We start from the raw sequence: 21,448 nt of genomic DNA, 5'->3' as shown, positions 1-21,448 counted from the left end.
TCGCAAAAAACAAAGCAATAATGTTCCTATATGTGAATTAGTAGGCTTTTTTAGGGAGAAAAAGGAGAATAAAAAAAGCCAGTGCATATTGCACCGGCTTCTATTGAGTTATTTGCTCTAAATCAGAGATTATTTTACAGCTTTAAGTGAATCAGCGATAGAATCACCAGTAGCTTTAAGTGAATCAGCAACGTTGTTCAATGAATCAGCGATAGAATCAGTTGTAGCAGAGATAGAATCAGCTAATGAATCAGCAGCTTCTTCAGTTTTAGTAGTAGAGTTACCACATGAAGCGAAAGCCAAAGTTAAAGCTAAACCTAAAAATCCGAATTTGAATAAGTTTTTCATTTTTAATTTTCTATTTTAATTGAAACAAATTTGTTTATTTACCATTAATACCCGTAACCCTAAAAGGTAACCCCAATTATTTCATTTTTTTTACTTTTTAATTTAAGAGTCTTATTTACAGTGATTTAAATGGTTTATTTTTTTTCATATTTTTATTGTTTACCGTGAATTGGAGGATTATTGAATATATTTAACACAAGCTCTAAAATATATACTTCAATAAAACTAAAATAAGAGACCTTTTGTTAAGGTTAAGGAGATGCACTAAACGATATCTATATGTTTGACAAAATTAAGAGTATGATGGATTTGATGAAGTCTGTCGATTTAGAACAATTGGAAAAGATTTCTAAAAAAGTTGACTTGAAGCAAGTTTTGAATGCTGTCGCCAAAATGGATGATAAACAATTGCAGATGGTCATGAAGATGTTGACCGGGGGCGGAAATAAAAAAGAATTGCCGCCTATCAACGGTGATTTCTATGATATTGATTCCAAGTTGAATGAACAAGATCGAGCACTTCAATTGAAAGTAAGGTCTTTCATGGAGTCCGAGATTCAGCCGATTGTCAATAATTACTGGCTGAGAGATGAATTCCCTTTTGAGATTATTCCAAAATTTGCGGCCCTTAATCTTGCTGGCTATACTTATGAAGGATACGGTTGTGCAGGTGGATCATCTTTGATGGAGGGTATCATTGCTGCTGAAATTGCACGTGTAGACTCTTCTATTGCTACTTTTTTTGGTGTACAGAGTGGTTTGGCAATGGGATCTATTTATATCTGTGGGTCGGAAGAACAAAAACAAGAGTGGTTGCCAAAAATGCAAAAAATGGAAGTCATAGGTGCGTTTGGCCTTACCGAACCAGAGGTGGGGTCGGGAGCTGCCGGAGGACTGACTACGACATGCCGCAAGACAGCGGAAGGGTGGGTACTCAATGGACAAAAGAAATGGATAGGTAACTCCACGTTTTCGGATATCACTATCGTTTGGGCCAAAGATTTGGATGATGGAGAAGTAAAGGGGTTTATAGTTCGAAAGGGAACCCCAGGTTTTGTCGTCGAGAAAATTAAAGGCAAAATGGCGCTTAGGATTGTGCAGAACGGTTTGATTACCCTGTCCAATTGTGTCATAGCTGAATCTGATCGCTTACAACAGGCCAATTCTTTCAAAGACACGGCAAAAGTACTGCAAATGACAAGAGCAGGAGTAGCTTGGATGGCGGTTGGATGTGCTCGAGGAGCCTATGAAAATGCATTAGATTACACCCGCCAACGTAAACAATTTGGTAAGCCCATAGCTTCTTTCCAGTTGATCCAAAATCATCTCGTCGAAATGTTGTCCAATTTGACAGCTATGCAGACACTCGTCTATAGGTTGTCGGAGCTTCAAGATGCTGGTCAGCTAAAAGATGAGCATGCCTCATTGGCCAAAGTATTTTGTTCCCTACGTACACGAGATATCGTTTCAAAAGCCCGAGAAGTAATGGGTGGGAATGGCATTCTATTGGAATACAACGTAGCCCGTTTCCTTGCCGATGCAGAAGCTATCTATTCTTACGAAGGTACTAAGGAAATCAATTCCCTTATTGTAGGACGCAGTATTACTGGCTTTAGTGCTTTTGTATAGCGAAGTGAACATGTTAAAAAAGCATATTGTACCCAAAGAAAATGGATGGCACAATATGGTCAAAATAATACTTCACAGGCAGTAGTAACAATCTAATAGCGCTCTTGATTACCCTTTGAGCATGTGGAATCAAGCCATTATTGCTAGTCTTATGCTGTTCGAGGCTGAATTCAAGCACCCGCAGGATTGCAATATATTTATATGCCGTTGTTTTATTCCACCCTGTCAAGACTTGCTTATTAGGTGATGGATAACCCTTCGTCCATTAGCTATAACAGGGAGAAAATAAAAAAGTCCACTCTAGCGGTTAGAGTGGACTTTTTACTGCATTAAGAAATGCTTCCTATTTTTTTCCTTTTTGAGCTTGTTGTTGCCTCATCATTTCTTCCATTTTGGCTTGAAAAGAAGATTTTTTCTTTTCAGACTCAGGGCGCTTTTTGTTCGCTTCAAGTTTGGCTAAAATCTTATCATCATCTACGAATGTGCGGATGATAAGTTGAGTCAAGAACGTGAAGACAGCTCCCAAGAAGTAGTAATAGTTAAGACCAGCAGGGAAACTATTTAAGACGAAGAAGAAGATTAACGGCATGAAATATCCAATATATTTCATCTGTCCACTAACTCCTGAAGTTGCATTATTATACCACGTAGTCAATAATGTCGTTAATGTCATTAAGATACACATAAAAGATATGTGGTCAATTCCGAAAATCGCTGGAAAAGTAATCGGCGCGTCGTAGGTCGATAAGTCTTTCACCCATAAAAAGCTTTCTCCCCTCAATTCGAATAAATTCGGGAAGAAGTAGAAGAATGCAATCGTAAATGGCATCTGTATGACAAGCGGTAGACAGCCCCCCAATGGGTTGACCCCCGCCTGTTTATATAATTTCATCTGCTCCTGTTGCAATAGCATCGCGTTGTCGTCACCTACCTTGGCTTTTATTTCGTCCAATTGTGGTTTTAATACACGCATTTTCGCCATTGACAGGTATGATTTGTAGGTCAGTGGGAAGAGAACACCTTTTAATAGAACTGTCAAAATCAAAATAACAATTCCATAACTCATGTGAAAACCATCTAGAAAGTTGAACACAGGAACCGTGATCCATTGGTTGATCCAACGCATAGGTCCCCATCCCATATTGATGATACGGTGGTAATCATTATTCTGTGCTTTCAGGATATTATACTTATTTGGACCGAAGAAAAAGTTGAACGAATACTGGTTGTCCTTTTGGTTTGAAAAATCCAATTTAGCTTTAGCACTGTAAAGTTTTACAATATCCAAGTCTGCAGCAGTTTTAACATCTAGGTCAGCAGAAGCGAACCCAGTCTTGCTACTTAAGATACTGGAAAAATAGTGTTGCTTGAATGCTATCCAAGTTAGCTTTTTCTCCAATTTCTCCTCATCGTCCCCTGTCTCACTGAGGTGGTCTACATCATTCTCTGCTGTCTTGTAGTAGATAGAGGACTTATCACGTTCTCCTTTTACATTTTTCTCTTTTTGATAAAGTATAGCACCCCAATCCAATAGAATAGTCTTTTGGTCTTGAGGAACCAAATTTTGCAAACCTACTGCGTTGACATCCAAAGCTAAATTGTAGTCGTTGCCTTTTAATGTATAAGTATACTCAATATACTGAGCTTCGTTATAGTTTAGTCTGAACTTGATAGACTTGGTATCATCGTTGTTCACGACGGCATCGACATCTGACGATTGAAAATTAAGGTCATTCGTAGCGATATTCTGACCTGCCGCATTGAATAAAAGTCCAAATCTATTGTTGTTCCCGTCAAATAGGATTAAAGGCGATCCATCAAAGTTCTTCTCGTTTTTGAGTTCAACGGATTTTACACGTCCACCTTTTGAAGTGACTTTGGCAATGATTTTTTCATTTTCCAACGTGATGATCTTCTCATCACCATATTTGGCACCACCAAATGGTTTTTTTAAATCAGCCGAATCGACAAGTGAAGGAGTTGCGGCTTTAACAGCAGTATTCTTTGTTGAATCAAGAGTTGGAGGCAATCCAGCCTTCACACGTTTCAAAGAATCTTGTAATCTTTGTTCTTGTTTAATCTCTGATTCTGAAGGCTTCATCAGGTAGAATGATCCACCTAAAATCGCAAAAATCAGAATTAAACCAATCAGGGTATTTCTATCCATTTTTACTTATTAATTTCTATTCAATATTAGACAACAGTCCTTATTTTGTTGCTTTTGCTTTTTGACCCGCTAAACAAGCGGCTACAAAGCTAACAAAAAGTGGGTGAGGATTTGCTACAGTTGATTTTAATTCTGGATGAAATTGACCTGCCACAAAGAATGGATGATTTTTCAGTTCCACAATTTCGACTAAACCCGTGTCTGGATTGAATCCTGAGGCAATCATACCTGCTTTTTCATACTGCTCTAAATAAGCATTATTGAACTCATAGCGGTGACGATGCCTTTCCGATATTTTTGTTTTTCCATAAATTGCAGCGGCTTTTGTCCCTTTTTTGATCTCACAGTCATACGCTCCCAATCGCATCGTACCACCCATATTAGTGATGTTCTTTTGCTCTTCCATTAAGTTGATGACAGGATTAGTGGTCGTATCGTCCATCTCAAAGCTATTGGCGTCAGCTAGACCGAGGACATTACGACCAAATTCAATTACCGAACATTGCATACCTAGACAAATACCAAAGAAAGGAATATTATTTTCACGTACGTATTGAATGGTATTGAGCTTTCCGTCAAGACCACGTTCGCCAAATCCTGGAGCTACCAGTACCCCATCCATTCCCTTTAATTTATCCGTAACATTTTCCTTCCCAACGCTTTCTGCAGCAACGTAATGTAATTTTACTTTGCATTCATTGCTAGCTCCAGCATGTATAAAAGCTTCAGAGATGGATTTGTAAGCATCTGGAAGTTCTACATATTTACCCACTAATGCGATATTTACTTCATTGGTAGGGTTTTTGAGTTTCCCTAAGAAAGCTTTCCAATTCGTCAAATCGGGGTCGTTTTTGGTCGAGAGTTTTAATTTGGTCAATACCGTTTTATCCAGATGTTCTTTGAACATTAACAACGGGACATCGTAAATAGTAGAAGCATCGATAGACTCCACGACGGCATTGATATTAACGTTGCAGAACAATGCTAATTTTTTACGAATATCTTGAGATAACGTGTGCTCGGTACGACATACCAGAATATCAGGCTGCACACCATATTCCAATAGTGTTTTGACAGAGTGCTGAGTCGGTTTTGTTTTGAGCTCACCTGCGGCCGCAAGATAAGGTACCAATGTCAAGTGTATCACCAATGAATCATTATTGCCCAACTCCCACCTCAATTGGCGCACCGCTTCTACAAAAGGAAGAGATTCGATATCACCTACCGTGCCTCCCAATTCGGTAATCACAATATCATACTCACCCGTCTCGCCAAGTAGTTGCATGCGTCTTTTGATTTCGTCCGTGATATGTGGGATGACTTGAACAGTTTTGCCCAAGTATGCTCCTTCACGTTCTTTCTCGATTACATGTTGATAGATTCTACCAGTAGTGACGTTGTTAGCTTGGGAGGTCGGTACATTTAAGAATCGCTCGTAATGTCCCAAATCAAGGTCCGTTTCAGCTCCATCTTCCGTTACATAGCATTCGCCATGTTCGTATGGATTCAATGTTCCTGGATCGATGTTGATGTAAGGGTCGAATTTTTGAATGGTAACCTTATAGCCACGTGCCTGGAGAAGTTTGGCAAGAGATGCTGCAATAATGCCTTTCCCTAACGACGAAGTAACGCCGCCCGTAACAAAAATATATTTAGTCATAGCAATGTTGGATTTTGAACTAAAAAGTAATGGGTTTTTGTCCCATTTATCAGCTTCATGTACGGGATACAAAGATAGGAAATTTTTCTGGATGTGATGATTATTGTCGCTTGAAAAAAGGAAAATCTTTACAATCAACTCCTTTCTCTTAGAAGAAAGGAGTTGTCATTTAACAAGACAATTGTCCAACTACTAAGCTATGTAGAGGGGGAGCTTGCAAATGCCAATGCTCGCAAATCCCTCAAGCCCCTTTGCGGTCAGGTGGTTGAAGATTCAATAATTATCCAAATTTTATCCTCTTGATGCAATCTAAGACCTCTTGGTCTATTTCGGATTCCCCAAATAGCGAAATACCCGAAGCTCCATTTACTTTGGCAAGCTGTATAGCGGATTCAAGTTCCTGGGTATTCTGGAAGTCGGGTAAATATAGACCGGCATATAGTGGAAATTTCTGGTGAAGAGTTTGGACTCCTTCGGCTACTGCTTCTCCAATCCAAGAGATGGGTTCGCGGTAGAATCCATGATATATCATGGGAAATACAGCTGAGAGATTCCAGTTTGTCCAATCTTGTCTGACAATGCGCTTCGCTAAATCTGGGGTCGGGAATACCGCTGCTGTCAGCGGCTTGTTATATTCCTTTGCGGCCTCCGCAATACGGTTGACAATCTTATTGATTTGACGATAGCGGAAATTTCGCCAAGACAGACTTTGTGCAGGGTACTCCACGTGGTCTATGTTAATGCCAGTTTCTTTTTTAAAAGCCTCCTTACTAAATTGACTATAACAGAAATCGTAATCCGGTAATTCTGTACTTTGATCCAATTTATAATTTTGCCATAGATTGACTGGCAATACTACATCTGGATATCGGATATAATCAAGATGAAGACCGTCAACATCTTTTTTTTCCAGCTGTTCGCGAGCCTTTTCTTCTAAATATTTAGGTACATCTGGATGTGACGGGCACAAGAAACGATAGTAATCCACATATGCAGGTGATGTAGCACAGGATTTTCCCGAGCGTGATACAGCATACCATTCCGGGTGTGATGAAAGTAGTTCTTTTTCTCCTCTATTCATTGTCCACATCCAACGGTGCGTCTGCAGCCCCTGTTCTTTTGCTATTGAAAAATGTTTTTCTGAATAATTTTCAAATAGAAGACCTACGACCCCCGCTTCTCTCCATGATGTATATCGGGCCTTAAGGGTGGCTGCAGTGTCCTTTTCACTAGGCCTTACCCAAAACCAATAATCAAAATTAAAAGAAGGAGCAGAGACCCCTGAAATAGCGAATGAAGGTTTTAGGCTGAGCGCTGCGACAGTTCCCGCAGCTAATTTTAAAAAATTTCTTCTGTTGTTCATCATGTTAAAAATGGGTGTCAAAGTTTCCTTTACTATCGATGGTAGCCATAAGCGCTTTATTTGTTTTACTTCTCAAAAGCAAGGAATAATAGTTCTTCTTAGAGTCGGTCAGCAACTCCACCTCGTACTCATTTAATAAAGGTTGGATGTATTTTTCATACCTTGGGAGTAAGCTCAATTTGTGCGCGTAAGTCTGATGGCTGTTCACGTAAAGACCCTGGAGATAATGTATATTCCATGCTAGTTTAGAAATGAGATAGTAGGAAGGGAGTGCTGGCGGCGTATCAATGCCGTGCTCCACAAATTGAACGTAGCCCCAGCGTTCAGGAAAGTGCATGTTGATTACTCCTATAGGAGACCACACCCAGTTTTCTTCTTCTTTTGTTTTGCCATTCACTCTTCTTTTGGAATATTTTCCATCTTCAAGGTCGTGATGCCATTGTACTCTTGAAAAGTTGATTTGCCAGTAATCACCGATTTTCGGAGCCATTTTTGGACCATATGGCCTTAATGATTGAAATGGGATAGCCATTTCTACAGCCCAATATTTGTCAATATCCTTTGCATTATTCAATGTACCCTCCAGGTGCACCGCTGATTTTAACCCCTTGAGGTCCCAGTGAGTCAGCGCGTTCCCCCCAAATCTATAAGGTTTTGAAAGTAAAAGGTCAAAAATTGTGTTGAGCGCATTGATCTCAACTTCGTAATATTCACTTTGATGGACATTAGGCTTTATAAATACTTCAAAATCATTGTTATGGTAGATGATGTCGTCATGATTGACAAGGTCTCCCCAGATATGTGGCTCCTTCAATTGAGCATATATATATAGGTACTCCTGGTCCCAGGTCATCTTCACCTGTGTGGGATAGGTCGGTGTTGGCTTGGAATCCCCCTGTATATCAACGAACAAGTCAGTCCACGGCGCATTTTGCCATGTAGCCTCGTCATTTCGTCCATCGATGATGATCGGTTGTTCAGTCTTCGGGATCGCATATGTCTTGGGTAGGCTCTGTAGGGCCTCAAATTGTGCCAGGCTCTGTTGTGCAACTGCAGACGGAATGAGGGCAGGAAGTGAAATAAGATAGAACAGTACGTTTTTCATCAGTGTGGTTAACCTAAAGCGCGAAATTGATTTTCAACGACTCAAAAACAAGAAAGGGAACCTTCATGTAGATAATATTGACCCATATAGCAATTATTATCTACTAGAGCGCCCATCTGCAATTGGACCGAGTGAAATTAGCTCATGTATATCATTGAGTTTAGACACGCAATAAATAGAATAAAATATAAAATGAAAGTAAGGTAAAATGTTTTAGCAACGAAATTTAGTGCATTCTGTAATCGAAATGTTGCAAGTTGCGCAGATAGATACGGCTTAAAGAGGGAAGGGTGTTGTGGGATTTAGGATGTTCGTAAGATTGGGTGAGGTAGGGACAGAGAAGAGCCCGTCTTATTTTTTCTAAGACGTCTGATTTTACGCAAAGGTTGGCGCCCGGACAGAAAGGTATGCAAAAAAGGCTTTGAAATAAATCCAAAGCCTTTTTTTATTGCTTTAAGTAAGTAATTATACTCGTCTTGTTTTGATACGAGCAGCTTTACCAGTACGTTCGCGAAGATAATATAATTTCGCACGACGAACTTTACCGTAGCTGTTTACTACAATTTGATCAATGTTAGGGGAGTTTACAGGGAAAATACGTTCTACACCAATTCCGTTAGAGATCTTACGTACGGTGAAAGTTGCATTCGCACCTTCGCTGTTTAATTGGATCACCACACCTTGGTACACTTGCACACGCTCTTTATTTCCTTCGCGAATTTTATAATGAACGCTGATGGTATCTCCTGCTTTGAAAGCGGGAATTTCATTCTTCGTAACCGCTTGTTCTTCTACAAATTTTACTAAATCCATGATTTCGAGTAATTAATAACGATTTTGTCCTGCAAAAATCGGAATGCAATATTACAGCTTTTTTTTCATTTATGAAAATACTTTTTTCAAAAAAGTGTCTTGCTTCGATTTCGATGCAAAAATAGACATTTTTCTGATTATAATTTACTTTTCTTCAAATCAAGTTTGGAAAGGAGTCTCTTCTCTAAGTGTGCCATACATAGACTTTTTTCATGAACAGCTGATCTTCTGTACAATAGCCATCAATCACATATATACGATTACATCCTGTCATTTGGTCTTCGTTACTGGATAGCGACGGCGCGGAGATGTCGATACACTATCTATTTGCGGCAAGGGCCTGGAGAAGAGCGTCTTCTGAAATTAAAGAAGGAGTGATGTAAAGGGGAGTCATTGTGCGCTACGGAACCTCCAGATGGACGCACAAATAAAAGATGAAAAAATATTTGGTAAAATGGATTTTCGCCGTATATTTGTGCCACAGAAAAAAAGGTGATACCTTTTCGGGGTGTAGCGTAGCCCGGTATCGCGCCACATTTGGGATGTGGAGGTCGTAGGTTCGAATCCTGCCACCCCGACAAAAAGCTCTAACGAAAGTTAGGGCTTTTTTCGTTTGGGGATGGCTGATGAGAACCGTTAGTTCGATCCGTAGGAAGCTTAGGGATTGTGTTTAGGGCGAGAGGGACTGAGCCAATCCTGCCACCCCGAAATTTGAGAACAACAATTTCTTAATGCTATTGAGACTTCCCACTCCCTGCTATATAGACACTGGGAGTCATACCATAATGTTTGTGAAAATCTCGAGAAAAGTTGGACTGTACCGTATAACCTACCATTGTAGCGATTTGCGTAATATTGTACTCTTTCTGTAAGAGTAGTTCAGCCGCCCTTTTTAGTCTAGATATGTTAATCAGTTCGTTAGGCGTTAAATCCGAAAGTCCCTTGATCTTACGATATAAAGTAGGCCTACTCATATTCATTAACTTAGCTAGTTCCTCTACATTAAGGTCAATATCGGATATATTATCATAAATGATGGTATTCAACTGGCCAATAAAATCTTTATCTGGTGCTGAGACATTAATTTCCATTAGATTTGAAGAGGAAGTACTGAAGTAATCCCTGATAATTTTTCGATTGTTAAGCATGCTACGTATTTGTACCATTAAATATTCCATGGAGAATGGTTTCTCAATATATGCATCAGCACCACTCTTCAATCCCTGAATTTTGGCATCCAACGCATTTTTTGCCGTCAGGAAAATGACGGGAATATGGCTGTACAAGATATCCGTTTTGATTCTTTTGCATAAAGCCAAGCCATCCATGACAGGCATCATAATGTCTGTTAGCACGAGTTGTACGTTATTACTGTCCAAAATATCAAGAGCCTCAGCCCCGTTGCTAGCTCTTAGAATAGTATAGGTGACTTTTAGCTCCTTATTAAGATACGCAAGTATCTCTTTATTATCTTCCACTAAGAGGATGACCGGCTTATCCATGTCATGTTGAGCATCAGGATAATAGACATTGCTGCAATCCTGGTCATCCATCTCTTCATGAAAGGATCTTATATCCAGAGATTGGTCTTGTAAGATTGGGCAACAAAGCAGGAAGAGGTTCCTATTCTCTTCGGTATAGATTAGAGATAAGCTGCCCTTGTGTAACTCGATTAATGAACGAGAGAGTGGTAGGCCGATACCCGTTCCTGTATCTTTATCTGATTCGTTCAATCTGTAAAAAGGTTCGAAAATTTTTTCTTTTTTTTCGATAGGAACGAGCTCCCCATCATTTCGGAATTCTACATTGAACATGATATCATCGCTGTTGAATGGAAGTAATTTTATGGCAACCTCATTCGCAGCATACTTAATGGCATTGTGAATGAGATTGGTGAATATCTTCCTAAATGCCTCTTCGTCAACATAGGCAGTCAGACTGATACGGGGCAAAGACAGCTCATATTGTAATGATTTGTCCTTAGCCAAATAATTCAGATCATTGAATACTTCGGATAGTAACACATTAATATCCGTTTTAGTGAAAATAAGGCTCATATTATTGGTTTCTGCTTTTCTAAAGTCTAGTAATTGATTCGTGAGTCGGATGAGTCTAGAAGTGTTCTTATCGATTAGTGCTAGATCCTGGATGGTTTCGCTGTCCACAAATATTTGGGTACGTATGATTTTTTCGATAGGCATTTTGATCAACGTCAGCGGTGTTCGAATCTCGTGTGCAAGGTTGGTGAAAAATTCTAATTTAAGATTGTATATTTCCTGTTCTTTTTTTCGCTCATATATATCCATTTTTCGGGCATTATTGGCCTTTACAAGTAAGAAATAATATCGCAATACAAAGAGGACGATAGTGCTAGCAATCAATACATATAAGGTGTAAGCCCAATTCGAAGACCACCACGGTGGAGAAACGATAATTCGTAGCTCCTTTTGCTTCGGATTCCATACACCATTGTTGTTGGCCCCCATGAACTTAAAGGTATAGGTTCCAGGAGGAAGCTTGTTGTAATATATTTTTTGATTACCACTGATTTCCGTCCATCCTTTATCATAACCTTCCATAGTATATCGGTATGCATTACTTTTCGGTGATGCGTAGCTTAAAGCGGCTATGTTAAAGTTGATATTCGAATGGTCGTAGGTAAGTTTGATTTCTGATGTCAAGGAGATTGACCGTTTTAAAAACCCATCTTCTCGTACAGGAGAATCGGCATTGTTAATTTGTATGCTGCTGATTACGATAGGGGGGACAAAGTGGTTTTTAATAGATTTGGCCGGGTTGAAGCTCACCATTCCCTTAATTGTTCCAAAATATAGGGTCCCGTCTGTATCTTTAAAGGCAGAATTGTAATTAAACTGTTCCGTAGGAAGTCCGTCCCTCGCTGTATACATGATGCCTTTTGGATTTTTATCGTCTAGTCTGACCAACCCTCTACCTGTTGATATCCAAATCGTATTGTTGTCATCCTCCAGAGCCTTGAACACTTGGTTGGAAGCCAAACCTGTCTCAGTTAGATAGTTGGTGAAAAGGCCATTTCTTTGATATTTAGATAGGCCCCCTTCTGTACAAAGCCATATGTTTCTTTTGCTGTCTTCAAAAAGTCCATTAACGTAGTTATTGATCAAAGTATTGGATTTCCCAGGTTCGGAATACAACTGACGTACACACGCAGATACTCGGTCATATATTAATACACCACTGCCATAGGTGTTGATCCAAAGTATACCTTCTGCATCCTCATGTATGCCCTGTATCCAGGCCGATTTAATAGGCAAAAGTTGAAAGGTTTTACTTTTGCTATCATACTGATACAATCCACGGTCAGTACCTAGCAGCATGGTGTTGTCTTTCGTCTTGAACAGGCAAACTACAAACGTACTTCGCAATGCACCCTCGCCAATTTCATTGTAGTGACGTTTTAACTTTCCCGTTTTTATATCCAAGATGTCAAGCCCATGTGATGTCGAGCCTATCCACAATTCATCACCGATTGTAGCAAGTCCGTGAATGTTATTGTGCGTGATGCTCCCTGTCTTACCATCCGCTCTAAAATGCTCCGTCACCCCAGATTTAGGGTCAATTTTATTCAGTCCACCATCCTCCGTTCCTATCCAGAAGTTGCCATACTTATCTTTGCTGATTTCATGCACGATATTTCCGGATAGAGCTGATTTTCCAAAACCAGATAGGTACTTCTTAAAATTATCAAACTGATTGATATATTGATTTAATCCACCAAAGAACGTCCCAGTCCAAATGCTTCCTTCTTTATCCCGAAAAAACTCAACAACAACGTTGTCAGATATCGAAAAGGGATTAAGCGGGTCTTTTTTTATGCTGTGTAGACTTTTCGTCTCTATGTCATACGTGTATATCCCAGTCTCTGTACCTAGCCAGAAGACATTTTTCGTTTGCTGAATAATGCTATTGATCTGAATGGCTTTCTTGGGAGTCCAGCTAGCAAATAGATTAGTCAGTCGCTCCTCTTTGCTGTCAAATATATAAGCGGTATTCGTCGTGCCAATAATTAAAAGAGAATCGTTAATCCCATACACGGTCCTTATTTTAGAGCGTATCTTTTTGTTTACCGAAGATAAATCAATTTCGATGAATTGACCCAGTTTGACATCGTATCGTTGTATGGAGTAGCTACTCGTGACAACCCATAGCTCACCCTGTTGGTTGCTTGTAGCTGCAATGATATCCCCTTCATCGGGGTTGAAAGATGATACTTTGGAGTCAGAGAGATTCCATCGGTACAGTTTGCCATTAGAAGAGAGCCAAATGAAGCCTCCCGATTCTTTTATAGAACGGACCTCACCTGCGGGGATTTGATTAAAATGTCTGAAATTCTCTTTTACAGGGTCGTATATATATGTTCCCTGAGTGGTGCCTACCCACATGGTGCCTTTACTATCCGTTAATAGACTTAAAATGGAAGAACTTCCTATACTCTGCCTATCGAAGATATTATGTTGGAATATCTTGAAGCTGTTACCATCAAAGCGATTCAATCCATTTCGACTCCCGAACCACAAAAATCCCTGCATATCCTGTGTTATACAGGTCACTGTGTTATTGGACAGACCATCTTTGGTCTGGTAATTTTTAAAATAGATAGGTTGTGCCTGAACATGGCCCAGCACAAGCAATACGTAAACTGTGTAGATAAATGCAATTTTTTTCAAAACCCAGTCCTTTAAGCTAAAGTAATCAATAAAAGGACAAAAAAAATTTTTACTGATACACTATGATATAAAATTGAGACGCTGTGATTGAAGCAGCAGGAATGATTTGTTGATTTTTATGTAATTATAGTAACCAAATATAAACATATGTTTTACCGTAAAATTTTGCTGAAATAAATCTAGGCATTTGTTTTTCGACCCTTTGCATGTTGGACACAAAGGTGTATCAGCAAAATCTGGATGACATCGTTTAAAATACACAGTATCTATTTCCTTAGTTCTGAAACTTCAACGATTTGGGAAAAAGAAGTCTGTTCAACGATGTTTGGCAATCGAAAACGAATGTTATGTATGATTCAACTACAGAAAGCTGTGAAGTTGAGTGTAAGTGCGTAGTAATTTTAATCACATGATTTTTCAATATAGCTTAATTTGAAGTTGAACTAAATAGAGGAGCCAGAAGTATCTCATTGCCCTGAAAAAATAATCAATTAACACACTAAACAAACAATACATGAAACCATTACGATTTTTCCAGCCGCACAGTAAGGCCTAAGTCGGATAGCTTCATAACCACTAAAAAACAAAATTATGCGGATGAAAAACAAACTACTTGCACAATGCGTAATGACAGTGACATTACTGTTCGTATCCCTCATCGTCGTCGCTCAGACAAAAGTCTTGACGGGGAAGGTTGTGGACGAGACAGCAACCCCCCTCGCGGGCGCTACCGTTAAAGTTAAAGGAAGCACAATTGCTACAAGTTCAAGCGGAGAAGGAATCTTTTCACTGGATGTACCCAATGATGCTCGATCATTGGAAGTCTCTTTTATAGGTTACATGACGATAGAAGTACCGATTGTCGGTAATGATATGACCATTACCTTACAGCCGAATGCCGATCATGGATTAGATGAGGTGGTGGTAATTGGATACGGTACAGCTCGGAAGAAAGATTTAACAGGTGCGATGGTAACCATTGGAGCAAAGGACTTCAATAAAGGGATCATGACCAGCCCCGATCAATTGATTCAAGGAAAAACTCCAGGAGTAATGGTGATTAATAATACAGGACAACCGGGTGGCTCTACAACAGTGCGAATCAGGGGGAATTCCTCCATTAGAGCCAGTAACAATCCACTATTCGTATTAGATGGTGTACCCATGTCTGGTAATTCACCTTTGCCCGAAGGGCGCGGAGGATTCTCTTCAGATAGAGGAAATCCATTAACCTATCTAAATCCAGGTGATATAGCAAGTATGGACATCCTTAAGGATGCTTCTGCAACAGCGATTTATGGATCTCGGGGAGCAAATGGGGTTGTCATTATTACCACAAAGAAAGGAAAAATAGGATCTCCCGAGGTATCAATCGGTGCCTCGACGGGAATTTCGAGTATGCGTGAATTTCCGGACGTATTGAATGCAGCTAGATTTAGAGAAGCTTTAAGTTATTATACACCTTCCGAAGTAGCAAATGCAGATTTTGGTTCCGAAGAGGACGCATTTAAAGCCATTACCAGGAACGCAGTCACTCAAAACTATTATGCGGATGTTGCTGGCGGTACCGATCATGGGAAATATCGCTTGTCTGGTGGATATTTGAATCAAAATGGCATTATCTTAGGATCTCAACTCAAGAAATATACCGCCAATTTTACGGGTAACTTCCAGTTTTTAGAAAGTAAGAAATTAGGACTTGATTTTGCAGTGTTTTTGACCCAGATGGACAATAAATATGCACCTATCAATGCCATGGTAGGGTCAGAAGGCAATGTTATCTCACAAGCCTTGCAATGGAATCCTACTCGTCCTATAAGAGATGAGAATGGAAATTTGACCTTTGTCAGTACCACTACTCGTAATCCCCTGACCAGTATAGAGGCATTCAAAGATCTCGCAACTACCAATACAATGGTAGTCAATATCGCACCATATTACAAAATTACCAATGATTTGGAGTACCGTTTTATTTACAGTGCAATGCGTCAAACAGGTAATCGTCAAGGGATGTATAGAGCAGGACTCATTGATCCTTCCGCGGAAAGCAATGAGCAGGCATTCAATTCCAATAATGGAGAGACCAATTTGCAAATGACCCATATGCTTTCCTACAACAAGCAGGTTAACGAGGATTGGAGTGTAAATGCAGTAGCTGGATACGAATACCTAGACTACAATTATAACAATAATATAGCCTTTGGGGGCGGATTCCGATATATGGGACTTGATTATTTTGATTATTTACAGTATTCTTCTGTCTCTACCAGGGAGATCTCATCCTATAGAAGCCCTACCAATCAATTGCAATCCTTTTTTGCCCGTGGAGGAGTCAATTACCTCAATCGTTATTTATTAACCGTGACCGCAAGAAGAGATGGGTCCACCAAATTTGGAGAGAATAACAAATATGCTATGTTTCCCTCACTTGCTTTAGCTTGGAATATCGCTGAGGAGGAATTTCTTAAATCCAATACCAATATCAGTCAATTGAAATTGAGATTGGGCTGGGGTAAGACAGGCAACCAAGAGTTCCCTTCCGGTGCATCATTAAATAGGTTGGTTTTTGGAAATCAAAGTGTTAGTCAGGCCAATTATGGTAATGCTGATTTAAAATGGGAGACTTCGACTACTTTAAATGCAGGTCTCGATTTTGCATTCTTGGACAATCGTATCTACGGATCGATTGATTACTTTAATAAAAAGACAACCGATGCGCTATTTGAGCAGACACTCGCTCAACCTGCCCCTGCAGGCCGTATCTGGGTAAATCTCGATGGTGAAATTGTCAACAAAGGGGTAGAGGTTTCATTGACAGGGACCATTGTTAAAAATACCGATTGGACTTGGGACCTGACCGGTAATGCCACTTTTCTCAAAAATAGTGTAAGCGGACTAGTAGGATATTATGAAACGGGAGCTTTGAGAGGACAAGGATTTTCCGGTGTGTTAGGTCAGCGGATGGTTAATGGGCAGCCGTTGAACGTTTGGTACCTGGCCGATTATCAAGGTATAGATCCGCAAACGGGAATGAGTATGTACCGGGGGCATGATGGTAGCATTAGCAGCGCCAATGATCCAGCCATTAACAAATTCTATTCGAACAGTCCGAATCCGACGACCTTGGTCGGCATTTCAACCAATGTATCCTATAAGAAAGTTTCTCTTTCCGCCAATATGAATGGTGCTATGGGACATTATCTATTCAACAATACAGCAGCTACAACTTTAGGGTTAAGTAACCTATCCTCCCGAAATATCGGCTCAGCTTTTTTTGATACATCTGTTAAAGAGTCTACTTCCAATTCATCGGCTCCGTCAACTCGGTTTCTTGAAAAAGGAGATTACTTGAAGCTCGCTAACTTAACGCTGAGTTACAAATTGGGTGATATCGGTAGCACATTCAAAAACTTGAATGTTTCGCTAACTGGACAAAATCTCTTTATTATCACGAAATATACCGGATTTGACCCGGAGGTCAATACGGACGGTGCCACAAATGGTATTCCATCTTTGGGTATTGAGTATTTACCTTACCCTCCGGCCAGAAATATACTTTTCGGCGTTAATTTTTCTCTTTAATGGTACGATACGAATTACTGGATAACACTAAAAAATAAAAAAATGAAACTAAGATCTTTAATATATATAGTAATTGCCGGTTCAGTCATCACAAGTACATTCTCCTGTACCAAACTGAATGAAGAGTTTAAGGGAGAATTGGAAGAAGGCACATCCAATGTAGAACCAGGAGCCTTATTGATTACAGCTTATAATTCACTAAACACACCATATCAGCAGGAGCAACGTTGGGTGATGCAGGAAGTCTCCACAGATGCTGCAATGGCACCCACTCGCGGTGGTGATTGGGATGATAATGGTATGCATCGCGCGATCCACCTGCATACTTGGAATGCTGATAATGGCTATATGAACAACACTTTCGTTAGCTTAGGAACAGCGATATATAATGCTGGAAATGTATTACGTTATAAGCCCAGTGCACAGCAGGCAGCGGAAGCTCGATTTATACGGGCACTAACGATGTTTGATATGTTGGATTTGTATGGTGTGGTTCCAATTAGAGAGGGAGCCTCATTAGAGGATTTTCGCATAGCCCCTGAGGTGTTACAACCACAAGCAGCTATTGATTATATGGTAAAGGACCTGACAGAAATAATGAACAGTCTACCAGAAAATGGACCTACCGAAGCTTATGTAGCGAATAGAAATGCTGCGAAAGTTTTGTTAATGAAGATTCATCTAAATAGAGGTGCATTTCTCAACAGACAAGCTCCTACTTTTGCGGCTGAAGATATGAATCGGGTTATTGCACTTGCAAAAGAAATAACAGCAACAGGTGCTTATAGTGTATCTGCAAAAGGTAAATATTTCGACAATTTTGCGCCCAACAATGATGTAAAGTCCACAGAGAATATTTACACCCTCTTCAATAAAAACGGAGAACGAGGTGGGAATGTGGATAGGACTTGGAATACCATTGCCCACTATAATATGCGACCTGGAGGTTGGAATGGTTGGTGTACATTATCGGACTATTACGACAAGTTTACGGATGTGGATGAAAGGAGAGGTATCTATTATGAATACGATGCCGATACGACTTCCAACAAAAGTAAAAAATACCATCGTCAGAATGTCGGTTTTTTTGCTGGACAACAATACAACTGGACGACCAATCAACCACTGATGGCTCGAAATCCTGCAAATGCACCATTGTCGTTTACCCGGGAAGTAACCATACGTACATCTGGAGCAACACTTGAAACAGCGGGTATCCGTCCTATGAAATACGCTTTTGATTATGGAGTGACTGGACAGCGCAACAACGATTGGGTCGTATATCGTTATTCAGATGTATTATTGATGCAAGCAGAGGCAATATTGAGAGGCGGGACAGGTGCAGCATCGGATGCCCTAGATTTAGTAAATGATATCCGTACCAATAGAGGAGTGACAGTTTTTACCACTTTAACATTGGACAATTTACTAGACGAACGAGCTCGTGAGCTCTATTGGGAAGGTTGGAGAAGACAGGATCTCATACGGTTCGGTAAGTTTTTACTAGCTTGGCAAGAAAAAGCTGCAGATCCTGATCCGAAGACACTCGTATATCCTATTCCCAGTCAACAGATCGCGGTCAATCCTAATCTAGTGCAAAATCCAGGGTACTAGTCTAGTAAGAGAGAACTCAGATGTATAAGGTCTAAAAGACACATCTTTCAGATTGCCTTTTCTGAATACCCCTCAATAACTCCTTATTGGGGGGTGTTCTATATAAAGGTATCTATGATTGAAAGATATTAAATACCGATAACAACCACTACAATATCCTCATTTTGATAGGAAGGGTAGTAGCGGGATATAGCGCCACTGGACCTGTAGGTGGCAAGTTCGTTGTAAACCTCTTTTCGAAGAATACCTTTGCCTTTTCCATGAATAAATTTAATCTCAGGATACTCCCAATAAATGGCCTGATCAAGGGATGTTCGAAGTAAATCCAGTGATTCTACAAGCAGCTCATCGGCACTATAGTCTTCCCAGTCATTCAAAAATGCCTGCGGATGTAAATCCACCACCTTGGCAGGTCTCGGTAATTCTCTCGCCATCCTTCAAAAGTAATATTTAGTTTTGGCAATTGCTCGCCAAATTATAAAGAACGAAGACGAATTGCTTCTGATTACTGTGACGTTAATTTGAGTGTCAGATTGTTGACGCTGTTTGAATCTCTGTTAGGAGGGCACGATATGTCGTGGCGACAAATTCGGGATGGCTAGGGTATACCTTTGCCTTCTCTTCGATTGATGTTTGGGAAGATGTTACCCCGACACCCTTTAGAAGAGGACGCGAAGCAATACCCAATTTAAGACGGAGCTAAGCACGAGTTAAGACGAAGTTAACCTAGAGAAGCTACGGACTTTTACGGACTTCTACGCATTTTAACGGACTTTTACGGAAATAAATGTTTGGTGGATAGAAGGACAAAAATATGTTGACATGCACATGTATGCAAAAGGACAATTTATGAAATTTTATGCGCTAAAGCAAGATTATGTATATATTCACACTCTCCTTTATGGGGCAAATTCTATGAACATAATATATAGGAATTGACGAGTATTGAATTTTATACTTGTGAAATAATTTATAAAGATGAAAAGAATAGTTTTATTGACCCTACTCCATGTAATTGCTGTCACAAGTAGCGCTTTTGGACAACAAGATTCACTTATGTTAGATAAGATTTATCACGAATCCTTCTATAATGGCGAAGCATATGACAATTTGCGTTATCTCACAAAAGAGATTGGTAATCGGATTGCTGGCTCCCCAAATGCAGATAAGGCCGTAATATGGTCTAAGGGATTAATGCAAAAAATGGATTTTGATCAAGTTTATTTGCAGGATGTACAGCTTCCATATTGGGATCGAGGCCCCCAAGAGAAAGCATATATCATAGATTCGAAGGAACCGTTGACTGTTTTGGCCCTTGGTGGGTCGGTAGCTACACCACCTCAAGGCTTGGAAGCGGAAGTGATAGAAGTAGAGTTGTTAAGCGATTTGAAAAAACATGGTGACCAAGTGCGTGGGAAGATTGTATTCATCAATAAACCTTGGGACGAATCTATTGTCGAGACTGGAGTCGCCTATGGGTTGAATTCGAGCCAACGTAGTCGAGGACCATCAGAATCAGCTAAACTCGGTGCAGTTGCATTTTTGTTTCGTTCGTTGTCCTCTTCTCGAGCAGATGATTTTCCACATACAGGTGGCACCGGTTATATAAAAGGGATAGATAGCATCCCCGCTATGGCAATATCGGCAGTATCTGCTATTAAATTGAGTAAGGCCTTAAAAGCAAATCCAACTGCAAAAGTCTATTTAGAGCAACATTCGTCTTGGAAGGGAGTCCGCCATACCCATAATGTAATTGCAGAGTGGAAAGGCACTCAATCACCCGAAAAAATCATTACGATAGGCGGTCACATTGATTCTTGGGACGTTGGCGAAGGCGCCCATGATAATGGTACAGGGACGATGGGGACATTAGATGCCATTCGTACATTGATGGCATTGGGCTACAAACCCAAACATACCATACGTCTCGTATTTTACATGAATGAAGAGAATGGAGTACACGGTGCCTCCGCATACGGTCAGGTTGCCAAAGATAAAAATGAGCAAATCGTGGCGGCTATTGAAAGTGATGCGGGGGGATTTGCGCCTCGAGGATTTGACATTAAGGCATCTGCCGACCGTGTCGCTTGGATACAGGAGCATTGGAAGCCGCTCTTCGAACAAAAATTTTGGGTATCACGATTTCTTCAGGGGAGCCCAGGTGTAGATTCGGGCGTGTGGGGGCGTCATTTTCCGAATACAATCATGTTTAATTTCAGACCCGATCCACATCGCTACTTTGACTTACATCATACGGCCAAGGATGTCTTTGAAGCCGTCGATAAGCGAGAACTGCAATCTGGTGTAGCCGCAATTGCCGCTTTGTTGTACTTAGTAGATCAGCAGATCGATCAACTCTAACAAAGAATCCGAAGTAATATATAGAAATGAGTGGAGCTGTATATATCCACCTCGCTTGGGAAATATAATGGAACATTCTGCCAGCCGTTGATGTGGTGAT

12 protein-coding genes and 1 tRNA gene are annotated in these 21,448 nt (G+C 40.2%); 5 read left to right on the top strand and 8 right to left on the bottom strand.

The window, feature by feature from the left end; translation table 11 throughout:
• Window positions 1–129: 129 nt before the first annotated feature.
• Entirely contained in the window at window positions 130–348 is a 219-nt protein-coding gene (locus tag OQ289_RS17650; protein ID WP_033564175.1) for a hypothetical protein, read from the bottom strand.
• 279 nt (window positions 349–627) lie between these two features.
• Between OQ289_RS17650 and OQ289_RS17645 the strand changes: the two genes are divergently transcribed.
• On the top strand, window positions 628–1,977 hold the full coding sequence (locus tag OQ289_RS17645) for an acyl-CoA dehydrogenase family protein (RefSeq protein WP_270088149.1): 1,350 nt from the start codon (window positions 628–630) through the stop codon (window positions 1,975–1,977).
• A 343-nt stretch (window positions 1,978–2,320) separates the two neighbouring features.
• Here the strand turns inward: OQ289_RS17645 and yidC are convergent, their stop codons facing one another.
• The 5 genes from yidC to rplS all read right to left on the bottom strand — a co-directional run bounded on the left by yidC (window position 2,321) and on the right by rplS (window position 9,085).
• A complete protein-coding gene (gene yidC, locus OQ289_RS17640) occupies window positions 2,321–4,144 on the bottom strand; it encodes a membrane protein insertase YidC (RefSeq protein WP_270088148.1) in 1,824 nt (607 codons plus the stop codon).
• A gap of 40 nt (window positions 4,145–4,184) precedes the next feature.
• On the bottom strand, window positions 4,185–5,804 hold the full coding sequence (locus OQ289_RS17635; protein WP_270088147.1) for a CTP synthase: 1,620 nt from the start codon (window positions 5,802–5,804) through the stop codon (window positions 4,185–4,187).
• A gap of 280 nt (window positions 5,805–6,084) precedes the next feature.
• Window positions 6,085–7,170, bottom strand: a complete 1,086-nt coding sequence (locus OQ289_RS17630; protein WP_270088146.1) for a family 10 glycosylhydrolase — start codon at window positions 7,168–7,170, stop codon at window positions 6,085–6,087.
• Window position 7,171: 1 nt separating this feature from the next.
• Window positions 7,172–8,272, bottom strand: coding sequence for a carbohydrate-binding family 9-like protein (locus OQ289_RS17625; protein ID WP_270088145.1), 1,101 nt, complete (start codon window positions 8,270–8,272; stop codon window positions 7,172–7,174).
• Between the two features lie 465 nt (window positions 8,273–8,737).
• The gene (rplS, locus tag OQ289_RS17620) at window positions 8,738–9,085 is read right to left on the bottom strand and encodes a 50S ribosomal protein L19 (RefSeq protein ID WP_033564178.1); all 348 of its coding nucleotides are present in this window, start codon (window positions 9,083–9,085) and stop codon (window positions 8,738–8,740) included.
• A gap of 504 nt (window positions 9,086–9,589) precedes the next feature.
• Between rplS and OQ289_RS17615 the strand changes: the two genes are divergently transcribed.
• Window positions 9,590–9,663 (top strand) — tRNA-Pro (locus OQ289_RS17615).
• A gap of 156 nt (window positions 9,664–9,819) precedes the next feature.
• Here OQ289_RS17615 and OQ289_RS17610 read toward each other — a convergent pair.
• A complete protein-coding gene (locus tag OQ289_RS17610) occupies window positions 9,820–13,791 on the bottom strand; it encodes a hybrid sensor histidine kinase/response regulator transcription factor (protein ID WP_270088144.1) in 3,972 nt (1,323 codons plus the stop codon).
• 597 nt (window positions 13,792–14,388) lie between these two features.
• On the opposite strand from OQ289_RS17610, the gene OQ289_RS17605 reads away from it, so the two are divergent.
• Window positions 14,389–17,373 carry a SusC/RagA family TonB-linked outer membrane protein gene (locus tag OQ289_RS17605; RefSeq protein ID WP_270088143.1) on the top strand — a complete coding sequence of 995 codons (2,985 nt, stop codon included), beginning with the start codon at window positions 14,389–14,391 and terminating at the stop codon, window positions 17,371–17,373.
• Window positions 17,374–17,415: 42 nt separating this feature from the next.
• Window positions 17,416–18,987 (top strand): RagB/SusD family nutrient uptake outer membrane protein, encoded by a 1,572-nt coding sequence (locus OQ289_RS17600; protein ID WP_270088142.1) that lies wholly within the window; start codon window positions 17,416–17,418, stop codon window positions 18,985–18,987.
• A 128-nt stretch (window positions 18,988–19,115) separates the two neighbouring features.
• Here the strand turns inward: OQ289_RS17600 and OQ289_RS17595 are convergent, their stop codons facing one another.
• The gene (locus tag OQ289_RS17595) at window positions 19,116–19,421 is read right to left on the bottom strand and encodes a Smr/MutS family protein (RefSeq protein ID WP_270088141.1); all 306 of its coding nucleotides are present in this window, start codon (window positions 19,419–19,421) and stop codon (window positions 19,116–19,118) included.
• A 544-nt stretch (window positions 19,422–19,965) separates the two neighbouring features.
• On the opposite strand from OQ289_RS17595, the gene OQ289_RS17590 reads away from it, so the two are divergent.
• A complete protein-coding gene (locus OQ289_RS17590; RefSeq protein WP_270088140.1) occupies window positions 19,966–21,348 on the top strand; it encodes a M20/M25/M40 family metallo-hydrolase in 1,383 nt (460 codons plus the stop codon).
• The last annotated feature ends 100 nt before the right edge of the window (window positions 21,349–21,448 follow it).

The sequence above is a fragment of the Sphingobacterium sp. SYP-B4668 genome (assembly GCF_027627455.1).
GTDB lineage: Bacteria > Bacteroidota > Bacteroidia > Sphingobacteriales > Sphingobacteriaceae > Sphingobacterium.
This window is presented reverse-complemented; position numbering and strand designations above follow the sequence as displayed.